General features: G+C 46.2%; 29 protein-coding genes. 12 read left to right on the forward strand and 17 right to left on the reverse strand.

Features of this window, described 5'->3' with window-relative positions; translation table 11 throughout:
* Window positions 1-13 precede the first annotated feature (13 nt).
* Together N5E87_RS06055 and mutY are read right to left on the reverse strand one after the other, a co-directional pair.
* Window positions 14-292: an oxidative damage protection protein gene (locus N5E87_RS06055; RefSeq protein WP_011621967.1), complete on the reverse strand. Its 279-nt coding sequence runs from the start codon at window positions 290-292 to the stop codon at window positions 14-16.
* A gap of 9 nt (window positions 293-301) precedes the next feature.
* Window positions 302-1,420 (reverse strand): A/G-specific adenine glycosylase, encoded by a 1,119-nt coding sequence (gene mutY / locus N5E87_RS06060; RefSeq protein WP_011716273.1) that lies wholly within the window; start codon window positions 1,418-1,420, stop codon window positions 302-304.
* 179 nt (window positions 1,421-1,599) lie between these two features.
* Between mutY and trmB the strand changes: the two genes are divergently transcribed.
* The 5 genes from trmB to N5E87_RS06085 all read left to right on the forward strand — a co-directional run bounded on the left by trmB (window position 1,600) and on the right by N5E87_RS06085 (window position 5,963).
* A complete protein-coding gene (trmB, locus tag N5E87_RS06065; protein ID WP_011621969.1) occupies window positions 1,600-2,316 on the forward strand; it encodes a tRNA (guanosine(46)-N7)-methyltransferase TrmB in 717 nt (238 codons plus the stop codon).
* A 45-nt stretch (window positions 2,317-2,361) separates the two neighbouring features.
* Window positions 2,362-2,688 carry a YggL family protein gene (locus N5E87_RS06070; protein WP_011621970.1) on the forward strand — a complete coding sequence of 109 codons (327 nt, stop codon included), beginning with the start codon at window positions 2,362-2,364 and terminating at the stop codon, window positions 2,686-2,688.
* Window positions 2,688-3,602 (forward strand): glutaminase B, encoded by a 915-nt coding sequence (glsB, locus tag N5E87_RS06075; RefSeq protein WP_011621971.1) that lies wholly within the window; start codon window positions 2,688-2,690, stop codon window positions 3,600-3,602. The genes N5E87_RS06070 and glsB overlap by 1 nt, the downstream gene beginning before the upstream one ends.
* 178 nt (window positions 3,603-3,780) lie before the next feature.
* Window positions 3,781-4,602 (forward strand): YggN family protein, encoded by an 822-nt coding sequence (locus tag N5E87_RS06080; protein WP_011625621.1) that lies wholly within the window; start codon window positions 3,781-3,783, stop codon window positions 4,600-4,602.
* A 419-nt stretch (window positions 4,603-5,021) separates the two neighbouring features.
* Window positions 5,022-5,963 (forward strand): LysR family transcriptional regulator, encoded by a 942-nt coding sequence (locus N5E87_RS06085; RefSeq protein ID WP_011625622.1) that lies wholly within the window; start codon window positions 5,022-5,024, stop codon window positions 5,961-5,963.
* Window positions 5,964-6,588: 625 nt separating this feature from the next.
* On the opposite strand, the gene N5E87_RS06090 is transcribed toward N5E87_RS06085, so the two are convergent.
* The gene (locus tag N5E87_RS06090) at window positions 6,589-8,436 is read right to left on the reverse strand and encodes a DUF885 domain-containing protein (protein ID WP_086904533.1); all 1,848 of its coding nucleotides are present in this window, start codon (window positions 8,434-8,436) and stop codon (window positions 6,589-6,591) included.
* Between the two features lie 145 nt (window positions 8,437-8,581).
* On the opposite strand from N5E87_RS06090, the gene N5E87_RS06095 reads away from it, so the two are divergent.
* Window positions 8,582-10,192: an IS1634-like element ISSpu7 family transposase gene (locus N5E87_RS06095; RefSeq protein ID WP_011787758.1), complete on the forward strand. Its 1,611-nt coding sequence runs from the start codon at window positions 8,582-8,584 to the stop codon at window positions 10,190-10,192.
* Window positions 10,193-10,355: 163 nt separating this feature from the next.
* Here N5E87_RS06095 and hemW read toward each other — a convergent pair whose 3' ends face one another.
* From hemW to N5E87_RS06130, 7 genes are all read right to left on the reverse strand, one after another.
* On the reverse strand, window positions 10,356-11,513 hold the full coding sequence (hemW, locus tag N5E87_RS06100) for a radical SAM family heme chaperone HemW (RefSeq protein ID WP_086904532.1): 1,158 nt from the start codon (window positions 11,511-11,513) through the stop codon (window positions 10,356-10,358).
* A complete protein-coding gene (gene rdgB / locus N5E87_RS06105; protein WP_086904531.1) occupies window positions 11,513-12,130 on the reverse strand; it encodes an RdgB/HAM1 family non-canonical purine NTP pyrophosphatase in 618 nt (205 codons plus the stop codon). The genes hemW and rdgB overlap by 1 nt, the downstream gene beginning before the upstream one ends.
* Before the next feature lie 160 nt (window positions 12,131-12,290).
* On the reverse strand, window positions 12,291-12,725 hold the full coding sequence (locus tag N5E87_RS06110; protein ID WP_011621977.1) for a DUF4426 domain-containing protein: 435 nt from the start codon (window positions 12,723-12,725) through the stop codon (window positions 12,291-12,293).
* 68 nt (window positions 12,726-12,793) lie between these two features.
* Window positions 12,794-13,084, reverse strand: coding sequence for a DUF167 family protein YggU (yggU, locus tag N5E87_RS06115; protein WP_011625626.1), 291 nt, complete (start codon window positions 13,082-13,084; stop codon window positions 12,794-12,796).
* Window positions 13,084-13,632, reverse strand: coding sequence for a YggT family protein (locus N5E87_RS06120; RefSeq protein ID WP_086904530.1), 549 nt, complete (start codon window positions 13,630-13,632; stop codon window positions 13,084-13,086). The genes yggU and N5E87_RS06120 overlap by 1 nt, the downstream gene beginning before the upstream one ends.
* 71 nt (window positions 13,633-13,703) lie before the next feature.
* Window positions 13,704-14,522, reverse strand: a complete 819-nt coding sequence (gene proC / locus N5E87_RS06125; RefSeq protein ID WP_086904529.1) for a pyrroline-5-carboxylate reductase — start codon at window positions 14,520-14,522, stop codon at window positions 13,704-13,706.
* A 224-nt stretch (window positions 14,523-14,746) separates the two neighbouring features.
* Window positions 14,747-15,463, reverse strand: coding sequence for a YggS family pyridoxal phosphate-dependent enzyme (locus tag N5E87_RS06130; RefSeq protein WP_086904534.1), 717 nt, complete (start codon window positions 15,461-15,463; stop codon window positions 14,747-14,749).
* A 35-nt stretch (window positions 15,464-15,498) separates the two neighbouring features.
* Between N5E87_RS06130 and N5E87_RS06135 the strand changes: the two genes are divergently transcribed.
* From N5E87_RS06135 to hemH, 4 genes are all read left to right on the forward strand, one after another.
* Window positions 15,499-16,536 (forward strand): type IV pilus twitching motility protein PilT, encoded by a 1,038-nt coding sequence (locus N5E87_RS06135; protein ID WP_011621982.1) that lies wholly within the window; start codon window positions 15,499-15,501, stop codon window positions 16,534-16,536.
* A 9-nt stretch (window positions 16,537-16,545) separates the two neighbouring features.
* The gene (locus tag N5E87_RS06140; protein ID WP_011621983.1) at window positions 16,546-17,658 is read left to right on the forward strand and encodes a PilT/PilU family type 4a pilus ATPase; all 1,113 of its coding nucleotides are present in this window, start codon (window positions 16,546-16,548) and stop codon (window positions 17,656-17,658) included.
* A gap of 176 nt (window positions 17,659-17,834) precedes the next feature.
* Window positions 17,835-18,368, forward strand: coding sequence for a glutathione peroxidase (locus N5E87_RS06145; RefSeq protein ID WP_086904528.1), 534 nt, complete (start codon window positions 17,835-17,837; stop codon window positions 18,366-18,368).
* A 69-nt stretch (window positions 18,369-18,437) separates the two neighbouring features.
* The gene (gene hemH, locus N5E87_RS06150; protein WP_086904527.1) at window positions 18,438-19,421 is read left to right on the forward strand and encodes a ferrochelatase; all 984 of its coding nucleotides are present in this window, start codon (window positions 18,438-18,440) and stop codon (window positions 19,419-19,421) included.
* Window positions 19,422-19,482: 61 nt separating this feature from the next.
* Here hemH and ruvX read toward each other — a convergent pair whose 3' ends face one another.
* From ruvX to N5E87_RS06170, 4 genes are all read right to left on the reverse strand, one after another.
* Window positions 19,483-19,908 (reverse strand): Holliday junction resolvase RuvX, encoded by a 426-nt coding sequence (gene ruvX / locus N5E87_RS06155; RefSeq protein ID WP_011621986.1) that lies wholly within the window; start codon window positions 19,906-19,908, stop codon window positions 19,483-19,485.
* A 30-nt stretch (window positions 19,909-19,938) separates the two neighbouring features.
* Window positions 19,939-20,502 (reverse strand): YqgE/AlgH family protein, encoded by a 564-nt coding sequence (locus tag N5E87_RS06160; protein ID WP_086904526.1) that lies wholly within the window; start codon window positions 20,500-20,502, stop codon window positions 19,939-19,941.
* 58 nt (window positions 20,503-20,560) lie between these two features.
* Window positions 20,561-20,890 (reverse strand): stress response translation initiation inhibitor YciH, encoded by a 330-nt coding sequence (gene yciH, locus N5E87_RS06165; protein WP_086904525.1) that lies wholly within the window; start codon window positions 20,888-20,890, stop codon window positions 20,561-20,563.
* A 149-nt stretch (window positions 20,891-21,039) separates the two neighbouring features.
* Entirely contained in the window at window positions 21,040-21,354 is a 315-nt protein-coding gene (locus N5E87_RS06170) for a hypothetical protein (protein WP_011716287.1), read from the reverse strand.
* A 179-nt stretch (window positions 21,355-21,533) separates the two neighbouring features.
* Between N5E87_RS06170 and N5E87_RS06175 the strand changes: the two genes are divergently transcribed.
* Together N5E87_RS06175 and N5E87_RS06180 are read left to right on the forward strand one after the other, a co-directional pair.
* Window positions 21,534-22,094 (forward strand): DUF4136 domain-containing protein, encoded by a 561-nt coding sequence (locus tag N5E87_RS06175; protein WP_011621990.1) that lies wholly within the window; start codon window positions 21,534-21,536, stop codon window positions 22,092-22,094.
* A gap of 353 nt (window positions 22,095-22,447) precedes the next feature.
* A complete protein-coding gene (locus tag N5E87_RS06180; protein WP_086904762.1) occupies window positions 22,448-23,089 on the forward strand; it encodes a trimeric intracellular cation channel family protein in 642 nt (213 codons plus the stop codon).
* 35 nt (window positions 23,090-23,124) lie between these two features.
* Here N5E87_RS06180 and tpx read toward each other — a convergent pair whose 3' ends face one another.
* The 3 genes from tpx to N5E87_RS06195 form a co-directional block, all read right to left on the reverse strand.
* On the reverse strand, window positions 23,125-23,718 hold the full coding sequence (gene tpx / locus N5E87_RS06185; protein ID WP_086904763.1) for a thiol peroxidase: 594 nt from the start codon (window positions 23,716-23,718) through the stop codon (window positions 23,125-23,127).
* Between the two features lie 111 nt (window positions 23,719-23,829).
* The gene (locus N5E87_RS06190) at window positions 23,830-24,657 is read right to left on the reverse strand and encodes a mechanosensitive ion channel domain-containing protein (protein ID WP_086904764.1); all 828 of its coding nucleotides are present in this window, start codon (window positions 24,655-24,657) and stop codon (window positions 23,830-23,832) included.
* Window positions 24,658-24,689: 32 nt separating this feature from the next.
* Entirely contained in the window at window positions 24,690-25,265 is a 576-nt protein-coding gene (locus N5E87_RS06195; protein ID WP_176370372.1) for an OmpA family protein, read from the reverse strand.
* Window positions 25,266-25,298: the final 33 nt, after the last annotated feature.

Consider the following 25,298-nt stretch of genomic DNA (forward strand, 5'->3'; position numbering starts at 1 on the left):
TAGGCGCTTAGGCTTATTCCTGACCCTTTTCAGGCACAAAACCTTCAATTTCCACGTCTTTACCTTCGAAGAGGAAAGAGGTCATTTGTTCTTCCAAAAATTTACGATCATCAACATTCATCATGTTGAGCTTCTTTTCGTTGATCAGCATGGTCTGCTTTTTCTGCCATAGGCCCCAAGCTTCTTTACTGACGTTATCGAAAATACGTTTACCTAAATCACCTGGATACAGTTGAAAGTCTAGGCCGTCGGCTTCTTTGTTTAAATATACGCAATTGACTGTACGCGCCATGATTATTCCTTACTGACTGTCGAGGTTGCTAGCAATAGCTACGAGTGATCCCAAGTTGGCCAACACGCGCTCGGTTGCGGAGGCGAGTCCCACTTTGGAAGGTTGATTGATGTTATACCAGAGAGACTGGTTTTGTTCCATGACTGCGCCCACGCTCTGCATACCCAAGGTTTGCTTGTCGTAGCCATTTGCTTGGCTATCTAAATTCAGTAGCATGGGCTGAATATCTAAATGGAAATGGCTAAAGGTATGCCTAAAACCGATTAATGGTTCGAGTTGTGCGGCGTGATAACCCTGGGCCTCAAGCTCTGCATTGAGTGCGGCTTGAGTACTAAATTCGGGGAAGCACCAGAGTCCGCCCCAAATGCCGGCAGGAGGGCGCTTAGCCAAGAAGACTTGGTTATCTTTGAGTAAAACCAACATCCAAGCGGCTTTCTCTGGGATAGTTTTCTTAGGCTTTTTACCGGGGAACTCAGTTTGTCTTCCCATTAATTGAGCTTTGCAATCAATAGCCACTGGGCAAGCGGCACAATTGGGTTTGCTGCGAGTACAAATACTGGCACCAATATCCATCATGGCTTGGTTATATTTTTGAATATCCTGCTCTGGCGTTAACTGCTCGGTTAATTGCCAGAGTTGTTCTTCCACAGGTTTTTGACCGGGCCAGCCCGCAATCGCGCCATGTCTTGCTAATACGCGCTTAACATTGCCATCAAGGATCGGATGATGTTGCCCAAGTGATAGGGATAACACTGCACCTGCTGTCGAGCGGCCAATACCTGGCAGCGCTAACACTTGCTCAAAGTCTGTTGGAAATTGCCCCTGATACAGATCGCGAACCATCTTAGCGGCTTTATGTAGATTGCGAGCTCTGGCGTAATAACCAAGCCCAGTCCAATGATGCAGTACTTCATCATCCGGCGCGTTAGCGAGGGCTAACACATCGGGGAAACGTGCCATAAAACGCTGGTAATAGGGGATTACAGTCGCTACCTGAGTTTGTTGCAACATAATCTCAGAAACCCATACTCGATATGGGGTTTTATCTTGCTGCCAAGGGAGGGTTTTACGACCGTGGGTGTCGTACCAATTAACGATACGTGTAGCAAAGGAGGCTGTAGATTTCATCGGCGCAGTGTAGCGGGAGATTGGTTGGCAAACAAGTAACACCCCATCGAAAAATCGGCCTAGATTCGCTCTCTAGGATAATCTTGTTATACTTCGCCTCCATTAGTGCTTGCACTGTAAGTTGAACTTTGGATAATGCCCTTCTTTTTAGATGGTGTTGTCCACGAGACGAGGCAAAAATGAGCGAAGTCACTACCGCTGAATTTAATGAAGAAGGCAAGTATCTGCGTAAGATCAGAAGCTTTGTCCTAAGAGAAGGTCGTTTGACTAAAGGTCAAGCGCAAGCCATTGAGACTCAGTGGCCAACAATGGGCTTAGATTACAGCCCAACACCATTAAACCTGACCGAAGTATTTGGTCGCGAAGCCGATACCGTACTGGAAATCGGTTTCGGCATGGGCGCCTCTTTAGTACAAATGGCACAAGAAGCTCCAGAACAGAACTTTATCGGTATTGAAGTCCATAAGCCTGGCGTGGGTTCATGCTTAAGTGACGCTGCCGCTGCTGGGGTGACTAATCTTCGCGTGTATCACCATGATGCAATGGAAGTGTTAGAACATGCTATCGCCGATGGCAGCCTTGCGCGCGTGCAATTGTTCTTCCCTGATCCGTGGCATAAAAAGCGCCACCACAAGCGCCGTATCGTGCAGGCGGAGTTTGCTGAGCTTATTCGCCGTAAACTGAAGATTGGCGGCGTGTTCCATATGGCGACCGACTGGGAAAACTACAGCGAACATATGCTGGAAGTGATGAATGCGGCCAATGGTTACAAAAACCAATCCGCCGATGGTACCGTGGTGCCGCGCCCAGATCATCGTCCACTGACTAAATTTGAAGCCCGCGGTCATCGCCTCGGCCATGGCGTGTGGGATCTGATGTTTGAGCGTATCGCTTAACATCTTTTATGGATTTTATTTTTTAACACAACGGGGAAAATCACTATGGCAAAGAATCGTAGCCGTCGTTTACGTAAGAAAATGCGCGTTGATGAATTCCAAGAGTTAGGTTTTGACATTACTTGGACCTTCGATGCATCTGTCTCTGAAGCCGATATTGATGCAACAGTCGATAAGTTTATCGATGAAGTCATTGAAGCCCGTAAGTTAGGTTTCCACGGCGGTGGTCATATCGAGTGGGAAGGTATTATTGCTACCCAAACTATCGGTAAGTGCACCGAAGAAGATGTTGCTGCAGTGAAGGCTTTCTGGGCGGGTCAAAAAGTGACTCAACTTGAAGTTAGCGATCTGTACGATATCTGGTGGAGTTAATGCCAGAACAGGCGTTATTAGAGGAAGTGGTCGACAAAGTTCGGCCCTTGCTCGGCCAAGGAAAGGTTGCTAATTATATCCCTGCGCTCGCCAATGTTGATGCTGGTAAACTGGGCATTGCTGTGACCACAATTGACGGTGAAACCATAGGCGCAGGCGATTACCTTGAGCCATTTTCAATTCAGAGTATTTCTAAAGTTTTCAGCTTAACCTTAGCGCTAACTTTATATGAAGAAACCGAAATTTGGAGCCGTGTCGGCAAAGAACCCTCGGGACACTCCTTCAATTCGTTAGTCCAAGTTGAACTCGAGCGGGGTAAACCTCGCAATCCCTTTATTAATGCTGGCGCGTTAGTTATCGCTGACCTATTGCAGAGCCGTTTAGGGGCGCCTAAGCATCGGATGTTGGAGTTGGTCAGGGCGCTGAGTCAAAACGATAAAGTCTGTTTCGACAAGCAAGTAGCTGATTCTGAATATCAGCACAGTGCTCGTAATGCGGCCATCGCTTATCTGATGAAATCCTTCGGTAACTTTCAAGGCGATGTCGATACAGTGCTGCGCACTTATTTTCATTATTGCGCCTTAAAAATGAATTGCGCTGACCTATCGCGGGCGATGTTGTATTTAGCCAACCGCGGTAAAACCTTAGATGGCACTGAGCTTATTTCGCAGGTACAGACTCGGCAATTAAATGCCCTGTTAGCAACCTCTGGCTTGTATGACGGCGCCGGTGAGTTTGCCTATCGTGTTGGTATGCCTGGTAAAAGCGGTGTTGGCGGCGGCATTATTGCGGTGATCCCCGGGGAGCTCTCGGTCTGCGTTTGGTCACCCGAATTAGACAATCAAGGTAACTCCCTCGCGGGGACGGCGATGCTTGAGCATCTCAGCCAGCGTCTCGGACGTTCAATCTTCTGATTTAACTCTTTTATTAGCACTGTTAGGCTAAATATTAGTGAAATTTACTAATCTGCTCTCGGTGCTAATTTTTATAACTTCATACTAATCATATTGTTACAAAGTTGGCACATCTTCTGCTATTCGTCTTTTAGCACGTTAGCTTAGTCGAATTCCTCAGATTAAAGGATGAACAACAATGAAGATAAATACACTATTAACCGGAGTGGCATTATCGGGTGTTATTTTAGGCGCTTCTGGTTTGCAATCAGCACAAGCGAAAACCGAGCCGCAAATCGATGAGCGCTGTGAGGTCTCCCTTAACTATGATGTGAGAGTCGAACCGAAAAAATTAGTGATGAGCGAGAAGGGCACCGAGAAGTATCGTATCGAGGTTGACAAGTTATACGTTGAAGGCAAGCAGGTAACCTTAACCGACAAACAGAAAAAGCTCGTGAGCCAGTATGCCGATGAGGTGTCGACTCAGGTTCCTGAGGTCATTGAATTAGTCAACGAAGCCGTTGCACTGGCCTCTCAAGCTGTAAGTATGGCATTAACACCACTGATGGGCGATGCGGCTGGCGCTAAATTTGATGAGATGATGGCGGGCGTGCAGAAGCGTGTTGATACCGTAGCCTACAAGCAGGGCGATAGTTTTTACCTTGGTGCGACTGAAGAGTCGATGCAAAACACCTTTAACGACGAATTTGATAAGGAAATGGAGCAAATCGTGCAAAACTCCATTGGCACTCTAATGATGAATATCGGCAGCCAAATCCTTGCGGGCGACGGTGAGTCCTTCGAAGCTAAGATGGACGCATTCTCACAAAAAATGGATAGATTGGGCGATGATATTGAGCAGCAAATTGAATCCCAATCTAAGGGGATTGAAGCGAAAGCCGACCGTTTATGTGACCGTTTTGAAAACCTGCTGGTGCTTGAGAATCAACTGCGTAAAGAAGTGCCAGAGTTAGCCCCCTATGTGTTGACGCAAAACACTCACCATGAATTACGTGAATAGTGATCTGCAGAGTAGCTTAAAACCAACACTAGTTGGAGTCAGGTAATCTCGACCTAACTGACACCATAAATACAGTGATATAAATGAAAAAGCCCCAGTACGTTAAGTGTCTGGGGCTTTTTCTTGATTCATTTTAGCCAAGCGGAATGATATTAATCTAATTGCTTGCGGCTATTTACTATGGAATATTACATTCTAAAGACTAATGTTTGGTATACTCTTAAAATATAATGAAAAGCTGGCAATTCAGTCAGATAGAACACTCTACTTTAGCGGACTTTTTCGGGCTAAATCTCTACAACGAACCCAATTGCTGTGAGATATTAAGGCATTGAGGGATGCTTCAAGGCATTTGTGCTGCATTCCTATGCTATTCCGAAAGTTAATATCACTGTCGAAACTGCTTAAGGCGACTTTCCATGTTAGAACTGTTAGAACCTATTGCGATTTTTACTCATGTGGCCAGAGCTGGTAGTTTTAGTGCCGCCGCAAGAAGGCTTGGGATCTCTAAATCTAAGGTCAGTACGCAGGTAGCCGATCTCGAACATAGACTCGGTGTTCAACTGATCCAGCGTACCACTCGAAGCTTAAGTCTGACTGAAGCTGGACATTTGTTATATCTGCAAGGTGAAGAGTTGCTTCGCGATGCCGAACAGGCCATTGCTAGCGTGCATAACTTAAACGATGCCACCCGCGGCGTGTTAAAGGTGGGGATTTCCCAGTCCTTTGGTGCTATGCATATTATTCCCGCGCTGCCATCATTTATGGCCAAACACCCTGAACTCGAGCTGCAAGTCAGCTTATTAGATCATAAGGTGGATGTAGTCAGCGAAGGTTTAGACCTATTGTTAACTATGTCTGAGCAGCTTCCCTTGGGTATGGTGGCGCGCCCTTTGATGAAGTGTCAGTTCCTACTCGTTGCCTCGCCTGATTATATTGCTAAACATGGTGAACCGTCGCGTCCAGAGCAATTAGTCGACCATAACTGCTTGGTGTATCAAGGTGAGTGGCATGAGCACAGCATGTGGCAGTTTAAAAAGGGCGATGATTACTGTGAGATAGGTGTCTCTGGTAACTTTAGAGTGGATAACGCTCCCGCTTTAAAATCAGCTGCGATCAGTGGCTTAGGGGTTGTCTATCTTGCCAGTTACTTGATGGAAGATGAAATCGCTAAGGGCACCTTAGTGCCGCTGCTGAGGGATTGGCAACTGACTCATCATTTACCGCTACAGGCCGTTTATCCACGCCGTAAACACTTAGCGCCTAAGGTGAGTGCCTTCATTGAGTTTATTAAAGACCACATTGGTAATCCGCCTTATTGGGATATTCCCTATGCGGAACTCTTCAGTGAACGTCAGTAATTTTGGAAACATTGTTCTTAAAATGCGTTCAATGCGTTTTGAGCGAGTTTGGTAGTTTTTAGATTCTATTAAAATCAATTTGTTATGTGATTTTTGGTTTGTATTTTAGTTTGGTTTTTTAGGGTTTTCTAAAACAGCTTTTTAGTGGGTGTATTGAAGTCTGTTCTTAAATGAATACAATGGATGCCAGATGATTCGGAATGACCTGAGTCCTACACTTTTATCGGAAATGACCCCTTTCGATATCAGCGTACAGGTTGGCAGCAATGCAGTTTCGGATCACAGCCAGCAGAAGTTTGCGAACTAAAACAATGTTGGCTTTTAAACCATCATCCTAGTTTTTGGTTTACCTCAGCTCATTAGGCTGAGGTAATTTTTTTCTGGTGGTTGAGTGCGGAAAACGAGTTTTGTCTCTCTGTACCCTAAAGTCACACCGAGTGTTAAGTGCTTATGCTTAATACATTAAATATAGTGACCCACAGTGAGATAGGGTTTTATGACCAAGCCGGTGATAAATCCAATAAAAAAGCCACTTGATAGTGGCTTTTTTATTGGCTGCGATTTAACGATGTTATTCGCAACGGCGTTCAAGGGAGGCTAGCGTTAGCCTCCCAAGGTTTTATGCTTAGGCTTTATTGACGCTGGCAATCCATTGATCGACTTGCTCTTCTAGCACATCCAAAGGCAGTGCCCCGTTAGCCAAGACTAAAGTATGGAAATCCCGGATATCAAATTTATCACCCAGTTGTTTTTCCGCCTTGTGTCTCAGTTCGAGTAACTTAATCATCCCAACTTTATAGGCTGTGGCTTGAGATGGCATAACAATATGACGCTCTACCATTTTCTTCGCATCGGATTTTGCGTTAGGGGTATTATCGACGTAATAAGCTATCCCTTGTTCGCGGGTCCATTTCTTGGCGTGGATCCCTGTATCGACCACTAAACGACAAGCTCGCCATAACTCCATCGCCAGTCGACCAAAATCGGAGTAAGGGTCAGCATATAAGCCCATCTCCTTCGGGAAAGACTCACTGTAGAGCCCCCAACCTTCGATATAGGCGGTATAGCCACCGAACTTACGGAACTTAGGAATATCCTTTAGCTCCTGTGAGATAGCGATTTGCATATGATGGCCAGGGATCCCTTCGTGGTAAGCCAGTGCTTCCATCTGGTATTTAGGCATGGCTTTCATATCGTAGAGGTTGGCATAGTAGCTACCAGGGCGAGAGCCATCGGGCGCCGGTTGTTCATAGAAGGCTTTACCAGCGGATTTTTCCCTAAAGGCTTCAACCTGTTTGACTATCATGGCTGCTTTAGGCTTAACCTTAAAGACTTCATCCAAGCGTGAGCGCATATTATCGATAAGCTTGGTTGCATCGGCTAAATATGCCGCCTTGCCTTCGGCGGTATTTGGATAATAGAACTGCGGATCATCGCGCATAAAGGTGAAGAACTCTTGCAAGGTGCCGTTAAAATTCACCTTTTTCATAATGGCGCGCATTTCATTATGGATGCGTTCCACTTCGGCAAGACCAAGTTGATGGATTTCATCCGCCGTCATGTGGGTAGTGGTCGTACGCGCAAGTGCATTGTTATAAAACGCCTCGCCGTCGGGGAGTTTCCAAACCCCATCGCGGGTATCGGCCTTGGCTTCTAAGGTTTTGATATAGGCGATAAGCGTCTGGTATGCAGGCTCAACTTGCGAGACTAGTGCTTTTTCAGCGTCGGCAATCAGTTGGTTTTTTTCTGTTTCAGAGATGCTGAGCGCATTCACTTTTTTGCGAAAATCCGCCAACAACGCACTGTCTTCGCCTTTATCAAAGGGGGCGCCTTTAATGATGTTTTGGCTGTCAGAAATCACGTAGCCGAACACAAATTTAGGGGCAATAATGCCTTTATCTGCGCGGATCTCGAGCGCCTGTTGCAGTTGGCTTAAGCGTTTGGGCACGCCATTTAAGCGGCTGATATAGGCCTTAGCATCGCTGACATCGGTGATCTGGTGTTGATTAATCAGGAAGGAGGCTATCATCGAGTGGCCACCATGCATCTGATTCACTGGGTAGTTATGGTAGCGCCACTGATAGTCTTTGATATCGTTATTAAGGTTTTGAGTGAGTAACGTCAGGCTTAGGCGAGTTTGTGGATCAAGCTTACTCGCATCCAGTTGATTCACTTCGGCTAGCTGTTTCTTGGTTCGCGCCAACTCACGGGCATCCGCCTCATCGCCAATATCGTCCCACTTATCATAGTCTTGCTTAATGCCCATATAGGTTTGCGCAATGGGGCTTGCCATGATGTTTTCCATGAAGATGGTTTCAAACAAGGCGTTGGCTTTTTCTGACTCGCTTTGGGCGGCAACACTGGTACTGGCCACATTTTGTGAGTCACTTAAGGTAGGCACCGCATGAGAAGGCAGTGCAAGCAGGGCGGAGAGAGTAAATGCGACTAAGCTGATGTTCGTTTTTATTGGCATGATCAGGCTTCCTTCCGTCATTCCGCAGCTAATTCCAGAATTTAAATAGTGTGATCTGGCGATCAGCTTTTCATAAAAACTACGACACCATCTTGACCGCGATCGACAGTTTTGATCTATTACTGCTATTTGACGGTCTCAAAATATGTCTACCCATCCTGTTATTAAACGCTTAGATCACCTTGGTCTCATTGCCGCCTTTTGTCACGAAATTGGCCTGCCACGGATGATAGATGCCGTTATCCCAAAATATTCTGACCACAATGTTTCTCATGGTGACGCGGTATTGGCCATGCTCCTAAATGGACTTGGCTTTCATAGCAGAACACTGCACATGTTCTCGGACTTTTTTAAGACCAAGCCTGTATCTAAGCTACTCGCCAAAGACATTGAAGCACACCACCTGACTGATGATGTACTAGGCCGCACATTAGATGCTCTATACGAAGCCGATGTCTCAGCGCTCTATCAGGTTATTGCTGAGCGTGTTGTTGATAAACTGGGCTTGACGACCGATTCTGTTCATCTTGATATCACTAGCTTCCACGTTGATGGTGAGTATGCACAAGATGAAAACACCAACGTGATTAAGCTTGTAAGAGGTTATAGTCGGGATCATAGGCCAGAGCTTAACCAAGTCGTGCTTGAACTCATCTGTGAAAACCAAGCAGGTATTCCTGTTTACATGCAAGCACTGAGTGGTAACACCAATGATGCCAAGGCATTCGCTGAAGTCACTAAAAGACACATACATTGCCTAAAAGCCGCGCAAAATAGTCGTTACTTTATCGCTGATGCCGCTTTGTACACCGAAGAAAGCATCTCCTCGCTAGATGAGCAAAATCAAAAATTCATTACCCGTGTCCCCATGACCATCAAGCTCGCAAAACAAGCACTACTTGCGCTAGAGCCAGAGCAATTAAGCACTATCGGTCATGGCTACTCAGGATGTTGGATAGACTCGGATTACGGAAAGGTCAATCAACGTTGGTTGCTCGTTCACAGTGAACAGGCCACCAAGCGGGAAGAAATCACTTTCTTCAAGAACTTAGAGAAAAACATAGCAAAAGAAATCAAAGCGTTGGAAAAGCTAAGTAAAAAACCATTCGCTTGTGAAGTTGACGCAGAATTAGCGTTTAACGATTTCAAGAAACAATGTGACTTACTTGGGTTTGAACAAGGCACTCTCATCAAACAGCCGACTTACTCTCATTCGGGCCGCCCAAAGACAGATGAAGCACCGACAGGATACCAATACTTTATCGAAGCCGCCCCCTTCACCGACCTAGAAAAAGTAAAACTGGCTAAGCTCAAAGTAGGCATGTTTATCCTCGCGACGAATGACACCGACAATGAAGCACTCACCATGGCGGCTCTTCTAGCACATTACAAATCGCAACAAAAAGTCGAGCGCGGCTTCCGTTTTCTAAAAAGCCCTGAGTTTTTAACCTCTTCCATCTTCTTGAAAAAGCCTGAGCGCATTGAAGCGTTGCTAATGATAATGACGTTGAGCTTGCTTGTTTACGCTAGTTTAGAACACAAAATCAGAGAACAACTCGCACAAACCGAAGCGTTCTTCCCAAGTATGGTAAAGAACAAGACGACCTCCAGACCGACGGCACGTTGGGTCTTCTTGCAATTCGAAGGCATAGATACGCTAGAGATTAACGGCCAAAGGTTCATCACTGGACTTCAAGATCACCAAACACAACTACTCAAATTACTCGGTAGATTCTATGAGGTAGTTTATTCCTAAATTAGCTGCGGAATGTCGGTTCCTTAACAATGTTCAGGCAATTCTAAAGAAGCAGGGGAAAAATGTATGAATATAAATGTTAGAAAATGTGTTAGCCATAAAAGGTCCTTCATCGAGAATCCTAGGCTAACACATTATTTATATGGGGAATTTAATTAGTGAATTAACAAAATTGCGTCAGTAAATCGTTCACAAACATGTGACCTTTACTGGTTAATTGCCAATGTTCAGCCGATTCGGTCAGTAAACCCCGTTGTTTGGCCTTTTCCATTCCCTCTTTCAACGTATCTCGGTGTAAACCAGTTCTGTCTTCAAACTCTTGCTTAGGAATAGGCGTCATTAAGCGCAGACGATTCATCAAGTATTCGAGGGCGCGATCTTCTTCGGCGACCTCACTCTGCTCGAAGTGATAGTTGTCGGCAGCTAAATAACCCTTAGGGTGTTTGATTTTGACCGTGCGGATAATGCGATTTTCTTCGGGCAAGGTCACTTTGCCATGGGCACCGCAGCCTATGCCTAAATAATCGCCAAACTGCCAATAGTTAAGGTTATGTCTGCATTGATAGCCGGGTTTGGCATAGGCCGAGATTTCATACTGCTCATAACCGAGTGCCGCTAACTTTTGTTGCCCTTGTTCGTAGATCTGCCAGAGATCTTCATCGTCGGGTAGTTGCGGCGGTTTTGAGTGGAACAGGGTATTGGGCTCAATCGTCAGTTGATACCAAGACAAATGCGGCGGATTGAGCGCCGCAGCGGTATCGATATCCGCCATGGCCTCAGCAAAACTTTGATTCGGAAGTCCGTGCATCAAATCCAAGTTAAAACTTAAATAACCCGCTTGGCTGGCTTTTTGGGCGGCGGTTTGGGCTTCGTTTTGATCGTGGATCCGCCCCAGCAGATTGAGCTTATCCTTAGAGAAACTCTGTACTCCAATGGATAACCGGGTGACCCCTGCGGCGCGGTAGGCACTAAAGTCATCGTGCTCTAGGGTGCCTGGGTTGGCCTCCATGGTGATTTCAATATCGTCACTAAAGGGAATTAGCGCATTGGCGCCATCCAATATCCGTTTGATTTGATTGGCATCAAACAGAGACGGCGTTCCACCACCAATAAAAATGGTGTGCAGCTTACGGCCTTGGACTAAGTGCAAGTCTTGGCGTAAGTCCGCTAGCAGCGCATCCACATAGGCCTGCTGGGGTAATTCGCCATTTTGCCCATGGGAGTTAAAGTCGCAGTAAGGGCACTTCTGTACACACCAAGGGATATGGATGTACAAGCTCAACGGCGGCAGGGTTAACTGAGGTGACACATTCACTGACATTATTGGGCGTTCCCGTCGGTAAATACGCCTTTTTCCTGCATGGCAGCAATCAGTTGCACTAAAGCTTTACCACGGTGACTCAAGGCATTTTTCTCGTCACTGCTCAATTGGGCTGCGCTGCAATCATGGTGTTCTGGAATAAAAATCGGATCGTAACCATGGCCGTTGTCACCCCGTTGCACGAAATCGATTTGGCCTTCCCACGAGGCTTGGCAAATGATGGGCGTTGGGTCCTTGGCATGGCGCATATAGACTAAAACACATTGGAATCTGGCCGTACGCGGCGCAGGATTATCCTTTAATGTGTCTAAGAGTTTTAACACATTGTCTTGATCCTTGGCATTTTCCCCCGCATAGCGCGCAGAGTAGATCCCCGGTGCGCCTTGGAGTAAATCGACTTCTAATCCCGAGTCATCGGCAATGGCGGCAAGTCCAGTAATTTGCGCCGCATGTCTGGCTTTGATAATGGCGTTTTCGACAAAGGTGGTGCCCGTTTCGGCCACTTCGCTAACGTTAAATTGGCTTTGTGGCAGCACTTTTACGCCATAGGCGGCGAGCATTTGATCGAATTCGGCAAGTTTACCTTTATTGCCACTGGCGAGGACGATTTGTTGCATGGAATACCTATTGGATTGGGCGCTCTTGTCTGTGTGTCACTGAGTGTGAACATTGAGCGATGTCATTGGACTGTATGCGGCAATGATACCCAAGCTGAGCGGTAAAGGACAGAAAAAGGCAGGACGATACTTTGTATCGTCCTGCCTTATGAGGTTGAGATTATTCGACGTAGAACTTTTGCTTAAACTGCAGATTGGTGTTGAGCTGATTACCGTGTTTGATGGCGATGTTGAAATTGATTTCTTGATCGTCGCGGTAAGGAACTTCGGCGATATAATAAATCGCCTTACCTTCACGGATCTCTCTAAATTTCAAATCGATACGCGCATCGAGTAGGTTATTGGCCACGCCAGTGATTTCAACGGGTACTGCGGGCGAGCCTTCTTCACTCATATCTAATACGGCAATGTTAATGATGCCTCTGTAGCTACTGCGTTCGATGCCATAGGATTTTGCAATGCTCGGGGTTAAAAAGGTGCTGCCCAGCGCCATGTAATGAATGTCGAAATTACCGACGGTTTCTTTTTGCTCGGCATTGGCGACGCCACACAGGCTTGCAGTCAAGGCGAGCATAATAAGGAGATTACGTAACATGATGTTGTACCTTCATATGAGGGATTACTTGAGTATAGGTCGCAGGAAGGAGACTTCCAACGGTGCGTTTATTCGAGCAATGTCGCGATTTCTGCCGGGACGTTTTTGGGCGCGCTAATCCGTACCAGCTTATGACGTCCTAATTCGCCCTTAAGGATGTGAACATCGCTTTTAGGGACTTTAAAGGCCTTGGCTAAATACTTGCTTAAATGGGCATTGGCCTTGCCATCGATAGGCGGAGCGGTGATGGCGACTTTTAACTCATCACCGTGTAGCCCGACTATCTGATCGCGACTCGCTTTAGGTTGAATATACAAATTAAGCAGCAAGTCGCCTTGCTGCATAATGACTGCGCTCATTAAATCGCGGCCCAGAATGGTACGTATTGCGCCAATAGCATGTTGATAAAGTTCATGCCGATAATCACCAACATCACCGACAAATCTAAACCACCAATGGGCGGTATAATGCGGCGCACTGGAGCCAAAATGGGCTCTGTCAGTTGACCCATGATCATCACAATGGGGTTATAGCCTTGATTGAACCAGCTTAAGATGGCGCGGATGATCAGCATCCAGAAGAGCAAAACGCCCGCCTGTTTGATAACAGTGACAAGTGCAAACACAAAGAACAGCACTAAATCAATACCGCCGCCAGCGATAAGGCTTAACAGCAACACTTTGACCATCACCACTAATAGGGCGAGTACAAATGAAGAAGTATCGAATCTTCCCATTGAAGGAATTAATCGACGCATAGGCGCGATCAACGGGTGAGTGGCTTTGACCACAAACTGACTGAAGGGATTATAAAAATCGGCACGGGCCAAGGGGAGCCAGATCCGTAATATCACCACCATCAAATACAAATCGAAGAGTGTGCTGATTAAAAAGGTTAATGCATTCATCGAGATTTCTGCCTATATGAGTCCGATTAAAAACGCCCGCGTTAAAAGTGAGTCACCCAGCAATAGCTAGATCAAAAAGTGTTAGCCATTTCCTCTGCACGTTTGATGCAGTTTTCCATCGCATTTTTGACCACACCACGAAGATCCGCCGCTTCGAATGTGGCGATGGCTTGCGCCGTTGTGCCGCCCTTAGAGGTGACATTCTCCCGTAAATTACCCAGTGTAAGCTCGGGATTTTGCTTTGCCATCATAGCAGCACCGAGGGCGGCTTGCTGTACTAAGCTTCTGGCTTTGGCTTCATCCATGCCCATTTGCTTGCCGGCATCAATCATAGATTCCATCAGCAGGAAGAAATAGGCAGGTGAACTACCCGCAAGGGCAATGACTTGATTAATTTCAGATTCCTCATTCACCCACACAATTTCACCACCGCTGGACATCAAGCGTTCGGTAATGGCTTGTTGGGCATCAGAGAGGGGCTGCGGGGCGTAGAGTCCCGTCATACCGACACCGATTTGCATTGGTGTGTTTGGCATAGTGCGAACTAGCGTGATGGACTGTGCTAAATACTGGCTGTAGCGCTCTGCTTTAATCCCCGCTGCAATGGTTATGATCAGCTTGTTAGACATATCAATGCCTTGCAGTGCTTGGCAGACTTGTTCCATCAACTGTGGCTTAACGGATAATACGATGACATCGGCATCTTGGGCGGCGCTAACATTGTCTTGGGATACGCGCACACCAAAGTCGGCGGCGAGGGCATCGAGTTTACCTTGGCTAGGGTTGGTGGCTTGCACTAGTGCAGCAGGATAACCGCTACGAATTAAGCCGCTGATAATACTGCGGGTCATATTACCCGCACCGATAAAACAGATTTTTTGTTGACTCATGTGTACCCCATAATGTCTGGCCTAGGTTGAGTGGATAACATTCAGCATTAATATCATTGAATTAGCGTTATTAGGCCGGATAAAAATTTCTATTTAATGTTCTCTAACAGTATTTGGGCTTTAGCCTCTAAAAACAAGGCTAAAGCCGATATTGCTGACTCGCCTTTGGCTATCTCTGTGATTTCCCTTAGCATCAATCGTACAGATGGATTAACCTGTAACGACTAATTGCGGGTCGTCTCTTTTACGCCATAATCCCGTTCACCAAAGATGGCGCTGCCGATACGCACCATGGTTGAGCCGCACTCAATAGCGATGTCTAAATCATTACTCATGCCCATAGAAAGCGTATCGACAGCGGGATAATGCTGCTTTAGCGTATCGAATAACTGTTTAAGCTCGCTGAGTTCGCGGCTTTGCTGCACAGTGTCATTGGTGGCGCTTGGTATTGCCATTAAACCCCGCAGTTGTAAATGGGGTAATTGGCTGATGCTATGGGCCAGCGGTAGCATTTGCTCGGCATCAATACCGGATTTAGTGTCTTCATCACTGATATTGATTTGAATACACACATTGAGCGGCGCAAGGTGTGCTGGGCGCTGCTCATTGAGTCGCTGGGCAATTTTCTCCCGCGAGAGAGCGTGCATCCAGTCGAAGTGCTGGGCGACTAAGGCGGTTTTATTGGATTGCAGTGGCCCAATAAAATGCCATTCAATATCAGGGTGTGTGCTCTTTAGTGCCTCAATCTTTGTCACACCTTCTTGAACATAGTTCTCGCCAAAGCAACGCTGGCCCGCGTCATAGGCTGCTATAATATCTTCGATGGGTTTAGTCTTACTGACGGCAAGTAAGCGAATACTGTGAGGTAGGCGTGCGCATTTTTGCGCCGCTTGCGCGATCCTGCTCTGGGCGACTGCGAGTCTGTCTGCTATTGTTGTCATGATGTAATTATCTGGTTGCAAGGATATCCCAAACTATGGAAATCACTGAGTTATTAGCCTTTAGTGTAAAACACAAAGCCTCGGATCTACACCTCTCTGCAGGGATATCTCCCATGATCCGTGTGGACGGTGAAGTGAGAAAAATTAACCTGCCCGCGCTCGATCATCAGGGTGTACACAGCCTTGTGTACGACATTATGAATGATAAACAGCGTAAGGACTTTGAAGAGCATTTAGAAATCGACTTTTCGTTCGAAGTCCCTAATTTAGCGCGTTTCCGTGTGAACGCCTTTAACCAATCCCGCGGCGCTGCGGCGGTGTTTCGTACCATTCCCAGCGAAATTTTGTCGCTCGAGCAGTTAGGGGCGCCAGAGATTTTTAAGAAAATTTCCAGCTTTCCCCGCGGCTTAGTGCTTGTTACTGGGCCTACAGGTTCGGGTAAGAGTACCACACTTGCGGCCATGGTGGATTACATCAATGAGAACCGCCACGACCATATCTTAACCATTGAAGATCCGATCGAATTCGTTCACCAGAATAAGCAATGTTTGATTAACCAACGGGAAGTGCATCGTCATACCCACAGCTTTAACGCGGCGCTGCGTAGCGCACTGCGTGAAGACCCTGACGTTATCCTCGTCGGTGAGATGCGTGACCTTGAAACCATTCGTCTGGCGATGACCGCGGCCGAAACGGGTCACTTAGTCTTTGGTACCTTGCACACCACCTCGGCGGCGAAGACCATCGACCGTGTGGTTGACGTTTTCCCTGCCGGTGAAAAGGACATGGTGCGTACCATGTTATCTGAATCATTACAGGCGGTTATTTCGCAAACCCTGATTAAGAAAATCGGTGGCGGCCGTGTGGCTGCCCACGAAATCATGATGGGTACTCCCGCTATTCGTAACCTTATCCGTGAAGATAAAGTGGCGCAGATGTACTCAGCCATTCAAACGGGGATGGCCCATGGCATGCAAACGCTCGAACAGTGTCTGCAAAACTTAGTGAACCGTGGCCTCATCACCCGTGAGGATGCCATGGCGAAGAGCTCAAACAAACAAGCGACGTTTTAAGGATTTATGATGGATGTCCGTCCGTTTTTAAAAGTCATGGTGGAGCGTAAAGCCTCGGACTTGTTTATTACCGCAGGGTTTCCGCCGAGCGCCAAAATCGATGGTGAGTTACGCCCGTTAGCCGAGAGTGCCTTCACGCCCGCGCAGTCTTTGGATTTTGTCGAGTCCGTGATGACCGAGGCGCAAAAGAAGGAGTTTCACACGACTCGCGAGTGTAACTTTGCTTTTGCGGTTAAGGATTTAGGTCGTTTCCGCGTCAGCGCATTCTGGCAGCGTGAATCTCCTGGATGTGTAATGCGCCGGATTGAAACCAAGATCCCTGAGGTAGAAGACTTAAAACTGCCACCGATTTTAAAAGATCTGGTGATGAGTAAACGGGGTCTTATCATCATGGTTGGGGGAACGGGAACCGGTAAGTCGACCTCCTTGGCGGCGTTAGTGGGTTATCGTAATGCCCATGCCCGTGGTCATATCCTCACCATCGAAGACCCGGTGGAATTTGTGCACGACCATCGAAAAAGCATCATTACTCAACGTGAAGTAGGTATAGATACCGAATCCTTTGATGCGGCGCTGAAGAGTTCGCTGCGTCAGGCACCCGATGTGATTTTGATTGGTGAGATCCGTACCCAAGAGACCATGGAGTTTGCGCTTTCTTTCGCTGAAACGGGTCACCTCTGTATGGCGACACTGCACGCGAACAACGCTAACCAAGCGTTAGACCGGATCATGCACTTAGTGCCTGAGAGTAAACACCAGCAGTTGCTATTCGACTTGTCACTCAACCTGCGTGGCATTGTGGCGCAGCAACTGGTGCCCAAAGTCGATGGCACAGGACGACGGGCGGCGATTGAAGTCTTGATCAATACGCCGCGTGTCGCGAGCTTGATTGCTAAAAACGAGCTGCATTTGCTCAAAGAAACCATGGCCAAATCGAATGAACAGGGCATGCAGACCTTCGACCAAGCCTTGCTGCAACTCTATATCGATGGGGAAATCAGCTATGCCGATGCGCTTCACCATGCTGACTCGCCAAACGACTTACGTTTAATGATCAAACTGCAAAATAAAGAACCTACCAGTTCAAGCTTTATGGAAGGCGTGACCTTGGATATGGATTAATCCTGTCTGCGGTGATGCTAAAGCAGCTCCCTTGAGCTGCTTTTTTTATCGCTTAAGCCAATCGATAACTCGCTGTAGCTTTTATTTTTTTATTCAATATGATCTCTATATTAGTGAGTGACGTAATAGAGAATAACGAGTTTGCCAATCTTGGCGCGCCCAATGAGAAGGACATTATGATGAAACTCCCCTTAGTTATCTTTGCCAGCCTGTTAAGCACTAGCGCATTTGCGGCAACTTGCCCGAGTTATCTTGATGTTGAAGTGCGTAAATTGCACTCGGATGAGAAGATTAATCTGTGTGAATTGACTCAGGGCAAGCCAGTGTTACTGGTCAACACCGCGAGTAACTGTGGTTACACTCCGCAATTTAAGGCTCTCGAAGCGCTTCATAAAGAATACAAAGACAAAGGCTTAGTGGTGATTGGTTTTCCTTCCGATGACTTTTTCCAAGAAGAAAATGATGAAAAAGACACGGCTAAGGTGTGCTACATCAACTATGGTGTTACCTTCACTATGCTCGCGACATCGCCCGTGAGAGGCAGCGATGCTAACAGTGTATTCAAATACTTAGGAGATAAAGCAGGCTCGCCTAAGTGGAATTTCTACAAATATGTCGTCAGTGGCGATGGCAATACTGTGCAGCAGTTTAATTCTAAGGTGAAACCTGATAGTGCCGAGCTTAAGCAGGCAATAGAATCAGTGCTTTAATGCCCAATTTATTCATTTTACTTATGTTAAGAGGCTACTTTGGCTAGGTTTTCAGGATTATCAAAAGAGATGGGGCACGCAAAGCGTGGCAAAGTGGGTGTGTTGTTACTTAACCTTGGCACACCCGATGCGCCAACAGCATCGGCGGTGAGGCGTTACCTTGCCGAGTTTTTATCCGACCCTCGTGTGGTCGAAATTCCAAAACTTCTGTGGATGCTGATTTTACATGGCATAGTGCTGCGCGTTCGCCCTGCCAAGTCTGCGGCGCTCTATCAGAAGGTCTGGACTGAAGCGGGTTCACCACTGATGGATATCAGCTTGCGCCAAACCGCTAAGTTATCAGAAAAATTAACGGCCGATGGGCATCAAGTATCAGTACATTTAGCCATGCGTTATGGCAATCCTTCTGTGGCGAGCACCTTACAAACGATGCATCAACAGGGGATTGATAAGCTGGTGGTGTTACCGCTCTATCCGCAATATGCAGCGCCGACAACCGGCTCGGCCTTCGATGCTATTGCAAGGGAATTAACCCAGTGGCGCTATCTACCATCGCTGCATTTTATTCACACGTATCATGATAACCCCGACTTTATTACCGCATTGGTGAACTCAATTCGTGCCGACTTTGAGCAACAGGGTAAGCCGCAAAAGTTAGTGCTTTCTTACCATGGTATGCCGGAGCGTAATCTGCACTTAGGCGATCCTTATTATTGCTTTTGCATGAAGACCACCCGTCTGGTGGCCGAGCAATTAGGGCTTACAGCGAATGAGTTTGTGATGACTTTCCAATCTCGCTTTGGTAAGGCTAAATGGTTACAACCTTATACGGATGCAACCATGCAGGCGTTGCCAAGCCAAGGTGTACGTGACGTGGCGATTGTGTGCCCAGCGTTTAGCGCAGATTGCTTAGAGACCTTAGAAGAGATCGTGGGTGAAAATGGTCATATCTTTGCTAATGCCGGCGGGGAGAAGTTCCGTTACATTCCTGCGCTGAATGATAATGATGACCATATCAGCATGATGGCCAACTTGGTTAAGCCCTATCTGTAAGCTTTATAAGCACAGTAATAAAAAAGGATAGCTTAGGCTATCCTTTTGTTTTTATGACTTATCATTCACCGAAATGATTTTCAAAATAGCTTTCGACAATCAATACGGCAGACACTGCATCGACTTGACCTTTGGTGAGGGCTTTAAAGCCGCCGAGTTCAAATAGCCGAGCTTTTGCATCTGTGGTGGTCAGTCTTTCATCCTGAGTGACAATTTTGACCCCAAACTTAGCGTTCAGTCGGTTGGCAAACTTTCTCGCCCTGTGGGTCATTTCCTGCTCTGTGCCATCCATATTGAGCGGTAAACCTACGACGACTAAATCGGGTTGCCACTCTTTAATGAGTTTGCCGATTTCATCCCAATTGGGAATACCGTCGACGGCTTTTAGGGATAGCAGTGGGGTGGCGCTGGCGGTGATTTGTTGCCCTATGGCGACACCAATACTTTTTGTTCCAAAATCAAAACCTAAAACGGTTTTTGCGTTCATCTGTATATTCACTCGTCACAATAAAATCGGCTAGGCGTGGCCCGCCTGTGATGACAATTGCCAAGCATCAAATCCGAGCGCGCGGCTCGCTTGTTGCCATCGATCTTCGTGTTTGATATCGAATAGCAAGGCCTGATCGGCAGGGATAGTCAGCCATGAGTTATCGGCCAGTTCTTGCTCCAGCTGGTTTTTGCTCCAACCCGCATAACCTAATGCTACGATAAATTTTTCTGGCGAGCGCTCGCTGCCAATCGCCGTTAATACATCCCTTGAGGTGGTGAGCATGAGGCCAGAGCTTAATTCTGTACTGTTGGCCCAATAAGGTTGAGATGTATGCAGGACAAAGCCTCTATCTTGCGAAACGGGGCCGCCCATTAATACCTGCGCGCCCAGTGCCAGATCGGTCGACACTTGTTCAGCGGGTAAATCCATCTGCTCGAGCAATGAGTTCACTTCAATGCCCAGTGGTTTATTAATCACGAGCCCCATGGCGCCTTTTTCATCGTGCTCACATAGATAGATGACGGTGCGCTCAAAAAAAGTGTCATCGAGCGACGGCATGGCGATTAAAAAATGGTTCTGCAAACTCTCCATTAAATGCTCCGTTCAGCCCACAGGCGTTGACAAATAGATTAAATCCAGCGGTGGCGTATCAACCGCCGGCTAATTTGACTTTGTAGTTTTGTTTTTCAAGCAGTAGTTTTAGTTGCTCACGATTGTCGGTTTGCACTTCGATAGTGAAATCTTTGACTGTGCCACCACAACCACATTGTTTTTTAAGGGTCTGTGCCAGTGCTTTTAAGCCTGATTCATCAAGTCCTAGACCTGAAATGACCGAGACACCTTTACCTTTGCGGCCTTTGCTGTCTCTGTGGATACGTACAATCCCATCGGATGCAGGGATAGCTTTGGCTTCTGGCTCGGCAGTAATGCGGCCCTTATCTGTGCTGTACACTAAGGAAACGTTGGGATCTACTCTCATAAGTCATCTTTTATCTGAATATATGCCGCTTAAGTTTACCAAACTCAACGTCTTTCGGGGAGGTAAAAAAAGGCCACTGACAGAGACTGAAAGTGGCCGAAGGTCAATGCTAGCTCTTTGCAGGGAAGTAGCATGTTTAAAAAGCAGACTTAGAGATGCTGCAATACCATAGCGATTAATGCCAATGCGGTAAGTAGGGCGCAGGGCATGATAAAACGATGCAATTTAGGGAGGGCGATTAAGCAAGCGGTGGCAACAAACCCAAAGGCGGCAACCGTAGTGTAATTCACCCCGTTTGACACAGTCTCAAAGACGAGCCAACTCAATACGACTAAAGGTAAAAACAGCAACATCATGGGAAGATGAGGTGTGAGCTTACTGTTATGGGTATCGGCTGAGACTTTTTGCGGTGCGAACCAGAAAATCGCCGATGCCACAATCAATGCGCTAATGAACCAGTACATGTTATTTATCCCTTAATCGCTTCAATTGATAATCATTATCATTTAAAGTAATTACTGAAGTCAAGCTGAATAACACACTGCTTTTTCATCATATTGAGTTGTAGAACCGGCCATTGCTCTGTAAGCTAAATTTATTTTCGGCTTATTTGTGTTCGATAAGAACGACCAAGGAAATCATCATGAAAAATATAATTGTAGGTTTAGCCGTACTGGCACTGAGTGCCTGTAGTTCCCTTAAGTCGGGTTGGGATTTTGACCCTAGCGCCAATTTTACTCAGTACAAGACCTATGCGTGGGTCGCACAAAAGACCGATGCTTCGGGTTATCACCTCGATGGTTTAATGGATCAGCGCGTGCGAGATGCGGTGAATTCTCAGCTTTCATCTAAGGGCATGACCTTGGTTGATGCGAAAGATGCCGATGTATTAGTGAACTATCTGACCAAAATCGATAAGAAGATTAATGTCGATACCTTCAATACCAATTTTGGCTATAACCCTTACTATGGCCCAGGTTGGGGCTGGGGCGGTAACATGCAAACCCAGACCACAGTCAGAGAATACGAAGTTGGCACCCTGATCATTGATTTAGTTGATAATAAAACAGCTAAGTTAATTTGGCGTGGCTCAGTAGCTGATACTATCCGTGATAAAAATACTCCTTCGGAAAGAGTACAGCTGATCAACGAAGCGGTCGGCAGCGTGATGGCGAATTTCCCGCCAAAGCCTGAAAACAAATAATTTACTTTTAGTCTAAAAAAGCGGCCCTTTGGCCGCTTTTTTGTGGCCAAAATTTAGGCTTGATTGACGTTAAGATGAGTTTTCTGCAAATTTCTATATTTTAATTGATTATGATTTATTAAAACTTATCAAAAAATAAGCTTAATGGAAAACGGGGAATAGCTTACTCTTAGTTAATGTATTGTTATTGAAGGGTTGTAGCGTTACGCGGTATTGAAAAGTAGAAATGACTAATGCACAAATTCTATCAATAGATTAAATATTCTAATGACAAAATTTAAATAATCTCATTATCCAGTCCGTGGATTATCAGGCAAAATCCGTTCTTTATGCATGGGTAATAAGTAGTTTAAATGCAAGAAGCGCAATTTATCGGATTATTATGGTTGATTGGGATTTTAGCCGAAGCCATGACAGGGGCATTAGCGGCGGGCCGTAAGCAGATGGACTTATTCGGCGTGGTTATCATTGGCTGCGCGACGGCGATTGGTGGTGGCACCCTAAGAGACATGCTGCTCGGAAATTACCCTTTGATTTGGGTCGAGAATGTCCATTACCTGCTGGCGATTGCATTTGCGTCTTTATTAACGGTCGCCATTGCGCCTGTGATGCGTTACCTGTCTAAGTTATTTTTGGCCATTGATGCCTTGGGGTTAGCCGTATTCTCGATTGTTGGCGCCCAAAAAACGCTAATGTTAGGCTTTAGTCCAACGATAGCTGTGGTAATGGGACTCGTCACAGGGGTCTTTGGTGGGGTGATCCGCGATATTCTCTGTAACCAAGTGCCTTTGATTTTTAAGAAAGAACTCTACGCGGTGATTTCGCTTTTTACCGCAGGCTTATATATCACGCTCAACGCCTATCAATTGGCAGAGTGGATAAACCTAGTGATCTGTTTAACGCTGGGCTTTAGCTTACGAATGTTAGCACTGCGTTATCATTGGTCTATGCCGACCTTCGACTATCAAGCCAATGGCGACCAACATACGCACTAATAAAAATGGGGCAATAAATGCCCCATTTTTTATGCTTATTGCTGTGCTTGAATGGTTTTTAACGCTTCAAGCGCGGCGTCGTAATTGGGGTGTTCGGTAATATTGGGCACCAGCTCTTGGTATTTAAGCTGACCTTCGGCATCGATAATAAAGATGGCCCGAGCGAGCAAGCCGTAATCCTCAATCAATAAGCCATATTTCTCGCCAAAATCACGCCACACTGAGTCGGAGAGGACTTTGATTTTGTCGACATTCTCGACCTTACAGAAACGCTTTTGAGCGAAGGGCAAATCTGTACTAATGGTCAGCATGACAACATCATCGGAGAAGTGACTGACTTCACTGTTAAAGCGCTTAGTTTGCAGCGCACAGACACCAGTATCTAAACTGGGCACGGCGCTGATCAGCACGGTTTTGCCTTTAAAGTCACTCAGGCTGATTGGGGTAAATTGTTCGTCGACAACTTTAAATCGTGGCGCCATTTGTTCAAGCTTGGGTAATTTTCCTGCGAGAGTGACAGTCTTGTCGCCCATCATCACTTGGGTTTTATCATTGGCGATAGCGGTGGGGCTGAGAACCATTAAACTAAAAACACAGCCAGCGGCTAGAAACGAAACATACTTTTGCATTTTCTCTCCCGTACTCAGGTATGTTGTGCACATAGGCTTAAGGTACGACAAAACCTAAACTATCACCATAAAAAAGGCCGGTAATTACCGGCCTTTTAATATGCTTGCTGATTATTTGCTCTCTGGCAATTGCTTCACATGAATATCCATTTGTGGGAATGGAATTTCAATGTTCGCTGCATCGAGTGCATTTTTGATCTGTTCTAAAATTTGGAAACGCGCTGTCCAGTAATCGGCGGTTTTAACCCAAGGACGAACCACAAAGTTGATTGAAGAATTCGCCAATTCAGAAAGGCCTACAGTGTAACCTGGCTCTTTCAGTACGTATTGGTTGTTATCTAAAATCTCTGTTAATACTTTTTTGGTTTGAGCGATATCCGCAGAATAAGACACGCCAATCACTAAATCGATGCGACGATTTTCAGAGGCTGAGTAGTTTGTGATAGTGCCATTCATGATTGAAGAGTTTGGCGCCACAATTACTTTATTATCTGGGGTGCGTAATTTGGTTGAGAAAATGGTGATTTCATCAACAGTGCCGGCAATACCTGCTGCTTCAATATAATCACCTACGCGGCATGGGCGGAATAGCACCATTAATACGCCTGAGGCAAAGTTAGACAGAGAACCTTGCAGTGCTAAGCCTACAGCTAAACCAGCGGCACCGATAACGGCGACTAGAGAGGCTGTTTGTACGCCAATTTGGCCTAAGGTGGCGATAATGGTGAACACAAACACCACTGCCCAAGCTAAGTTAGCCACAAAAGACACCACAGTCGGGTCAATCTTGCGACTGTTAAGCAACTTGCGTACTAACTTTTGTGCGACGCCAGAAAAATATTTACCGACGAAGAAAATAATGAGGGCAAATAAGATTTTTAAGCCATAGGTCATGACCAAATCTGGCGCCTGCTTTAATAAACCTTCGAGGTTATCCATTAAATTACTCCCTAAAAAATACGCTAACAAAACTAGTTATTATTGACGATAAATTGTACTCGTCGATTTAATCTGCGACCTTCGCTGGAATGATTATCCGCAACCGGTTCAGATATACCTTTACCGACAACGGTAAAGCGATTTGGATTGAAGCCGTAGTCTTCAACCAAAATACGTTTCACATTTTGAGCCCGTCGTAGTGATAACTGATAATTAAACTCTGGCGTACCGACAATATCCGTATGCCCCACTAAAGTTAATCGAGTCTCAGTATTCGCGTCTAAAAAAGCTTTCACTAAGGCTAAAGCTTTCCATTGCGATAAATCTACTTCGGCGATAGCAAACTCAAAATACACAATCGCGGTCTCAATATTATGACAATCAGCGGCTGAATATGTACTGGGGTCATTGAGATCACATTGAATACTGCTGGGTTTTACTTCGGCTTGGTAAACACAGCCATTGGCCATCACTGTGGTGTTTGCAGGTGTGTTAGGACAGGCATCCTTAATATCGGGAACACCGTCTTGATCTGTATCTTGCCATGCATACGCGGGTAACATCAGGCTTAAACTCAGCGCTAAACACGTTAATTTAATCCATTGCATTACGGATATATTCACCACAAATCACCTTGTATT

Source organism: Shewanella sp. GD03713 (genome assembly GCF_029843705.1).
GTDB lineage: Bacteria > Pseudomonadota > Gammaproteobacteria > Enterobacterales > Shewanellaceae > Shewanella.

What these genes read in the sequence shown, in the direction of transcription:
- N5E87_RS06070 (WP_011621970.1), top strand. Translation starts at nt 2,362, where the DNA reads ATGGCAAAGAATCGTAGCCGTCGTTTACGTAAGAAAATGCGCGTTGAT.
- yggU (WP_011625626.1), bottom strand. Translation starts at nt 13,084, where the DNA reads ATGAGCGCAGTCATTATGCAGCAAGGCGACTTGCTGCTTAATTTGTAT.
- N5E87_RS06095 (WP_011787758.1), top strand. Translation starts at nt 8,582, where the DNA reads ATGTCTACCCATCCTGTTATTAAACGCTTAGATCACCTTGGTCTCATT.
- N5E87_RS06080 (WP_011625621.1), top strand. Translation starts at nt 3,781, where the DNA reads ATGAAGATAAATACACTATTAACCGGAGTGGCATTATCGGGTGTTATT.
- glsB (WP_011621971.1), top strand. Translation starts at nt 2,688, where the DNA reads ATGCCAGAACAGGCGTTATTAGAGGAAGTGGTCGACAAAGTTCGGCCC.
- N5E87_RS06090 (WP_086904533.1), bottom strand. Translation starts at nt 8,436, where the DNA reads ATGCCAATAAAAACGAACATCAGCTTAGTCGCATTTACTCTCTCCGCC.
- rdgB (WP_086904531.1), bottom strand. Translation starts at nt 12,130, where the DNA reads ATGCAACAAATCGTCCTCGCCAGTGGCAATAAAGGTAAACTTGCCGAA.
- proC (WP_086904529.1), bottom strand. Translation starts at nt 14,522, where the DNA reads ATGAGTCAACAAAAAATCTGTTTTATCGGTGCGGGTAATATGACCCGC.
- trmB (WP_011621969.1), top strand. Translation starts at nt 1,600, where the DNA reads ATGAGCGAAGTCACTACCGCTGAATTTAATGAAGAAGGCAAGTATCTG.
- N5E87_RS06140 (WP_011621983.1), top strand. Translation starts at nt 16,546, where the DNA reads ATGGATGTCCGTCCGTTTTTAAAAGTCATGGTGGAGCGTAAAGCCTCG.
- hemW (WP_086904532.1), bottom strand. Translation starts at nt 11,513, where the DNA reads ATGTCAGTGAATGTGTCACCTCAGTTAACCCTGCCGCCGTTGAGCTTG.
- N5E87_RS06085 (WP_011625622.1), top strand. Translation starts at nt 5,022, where the DNA reads ATGTTAGAACTGTTAGAACCTATTGCGATTTTTACTCATGTGGCCAGA.
- N5E87_RS06130 (WP_086904534.1), bottom strand. Translation starts at nt 15,463, where the DNA reads ATGACAACAATAGCAGACAGACTCGCAGTCGCCCAGAGCAGGATCGCG.
- N5E87_RS06135 (WP_011621982.1), top strand. Translation starts at nt 15,499, where the DNA reads ATGGAAATCACTGAGTTATTAGCCTTTAGTGTAAAACACAAAGCCTCG.
- yciH (WP_086904525.1), bottom strand. Translation starts at nt 20,890, where the DNA reads ATGAGAGTAGATCCCAACGTTTCCTTAGTGTACAGCACAGATAAGGGC.
- N5E87_RS06190 (WP_086904764.1), bottom strand. Translation starts at nt 24,657, where the DNA reads ATGGATAACCTCGAAGGTTTATTAAAGCAGGCGCCAGATTTGGTCATG.
- N5E87_RS06180 (WP_086904762.1), top strand. Translation starts at nt 22,448, where the DNA reads ATGCAAGAAGCGCAATTTATCGGATTATTATGGTTGATTGGGATTTTA.
- hemH (WP_086904527.1), top strand. Translation starts at nt 18,438, where the DNA reads ATGGGGCACGCAAAGCGTGGCAAAGTGGGTGTGTTGTTACTTAACCTT.
- ruvX (WP_011621986.1), bottom strand. Translation starts at nt 19,908, where the DNA reads ATGAACGCAAAAACCGTTTTAGGTTTTGATTTTGGAACAAAAAGTATT.
- mutY (WP_011716273.1), bottom strand. Translation starts at nt 1,420, where the DNA reads ATGAAATCTACAGCCTCCTTTGCTACACGTATCGTTAATTGGTACGAC.
- N5E87_RS06110 (WP_011621977.1), bottom strand. Translation starts at nt 12,725, where the DNA reads ATGTTACGTAATCTCCTTATTATGCTCGCCTTGACTGCAAGCCTGTGT.
- N5E87_RS06195 (WP_176370372.1), bottom strand. Translation starts at nt 25,265, where the DNA reads ATGCAATGGATTAAATTAACGTGTTTAGCGCTGAGTTTAAGCCTGATG.
- N5E87_RS06055 (WP_011621967.1), bottom strand. Translation starts at nt 292, where the DNA reads ATGGCGCGTACAGTCAATTGCGTATATTTAAACAAAGAAGCCGACGGC.
- N5E87_RS06145 (WP_086904528.1), top strand. Translation starts at nt 17,835, where the DNA reads ATGATGAAACTCCCCTTAGTTATCTTTGCCAGCCTGTTAAGCACTAGC.
- N5E87_RS06120 (WP_086904530.1), bottom strand. Translation starts at nt 13,632, where the DNA reads ATGAATGCATTAACCTTTTTAATCAGCACACTCTTCGATTTGTATTTG.
- N5E87_RS06160 (WP_086904526.1), bottom strand. Translation starts at nt 20,502, where the DNA reads ATGGAGAGTTTGCAGAACCATTTTTTAATCGCCATGCCGTCGCTCGAT.
- N5E87_RS06170 (WP_011716287.1), bottom strand. Translation starts at nt 21,354, where the DNA reads ATGTACTGGTTCATTAGCGCATTGATTGTGGCATCGGCGATTTTCTGG.
- tpx (WP_086904763.1), bottom strand. Translation starts at nt 23,718, where the DNA reads ATGCAAAAGTATGTTTCGTTTCTAGCCGCTGGCTGTGTTTTTAGTTTA.
- N5E87_RS06175 (WP_011621990.1), top strand. Translation starts at nt 21,534, where the DNA reads ATGAAAAATATAATTGTAGGTTTAGCCGTACTGGCACTGAGTGCCTGT.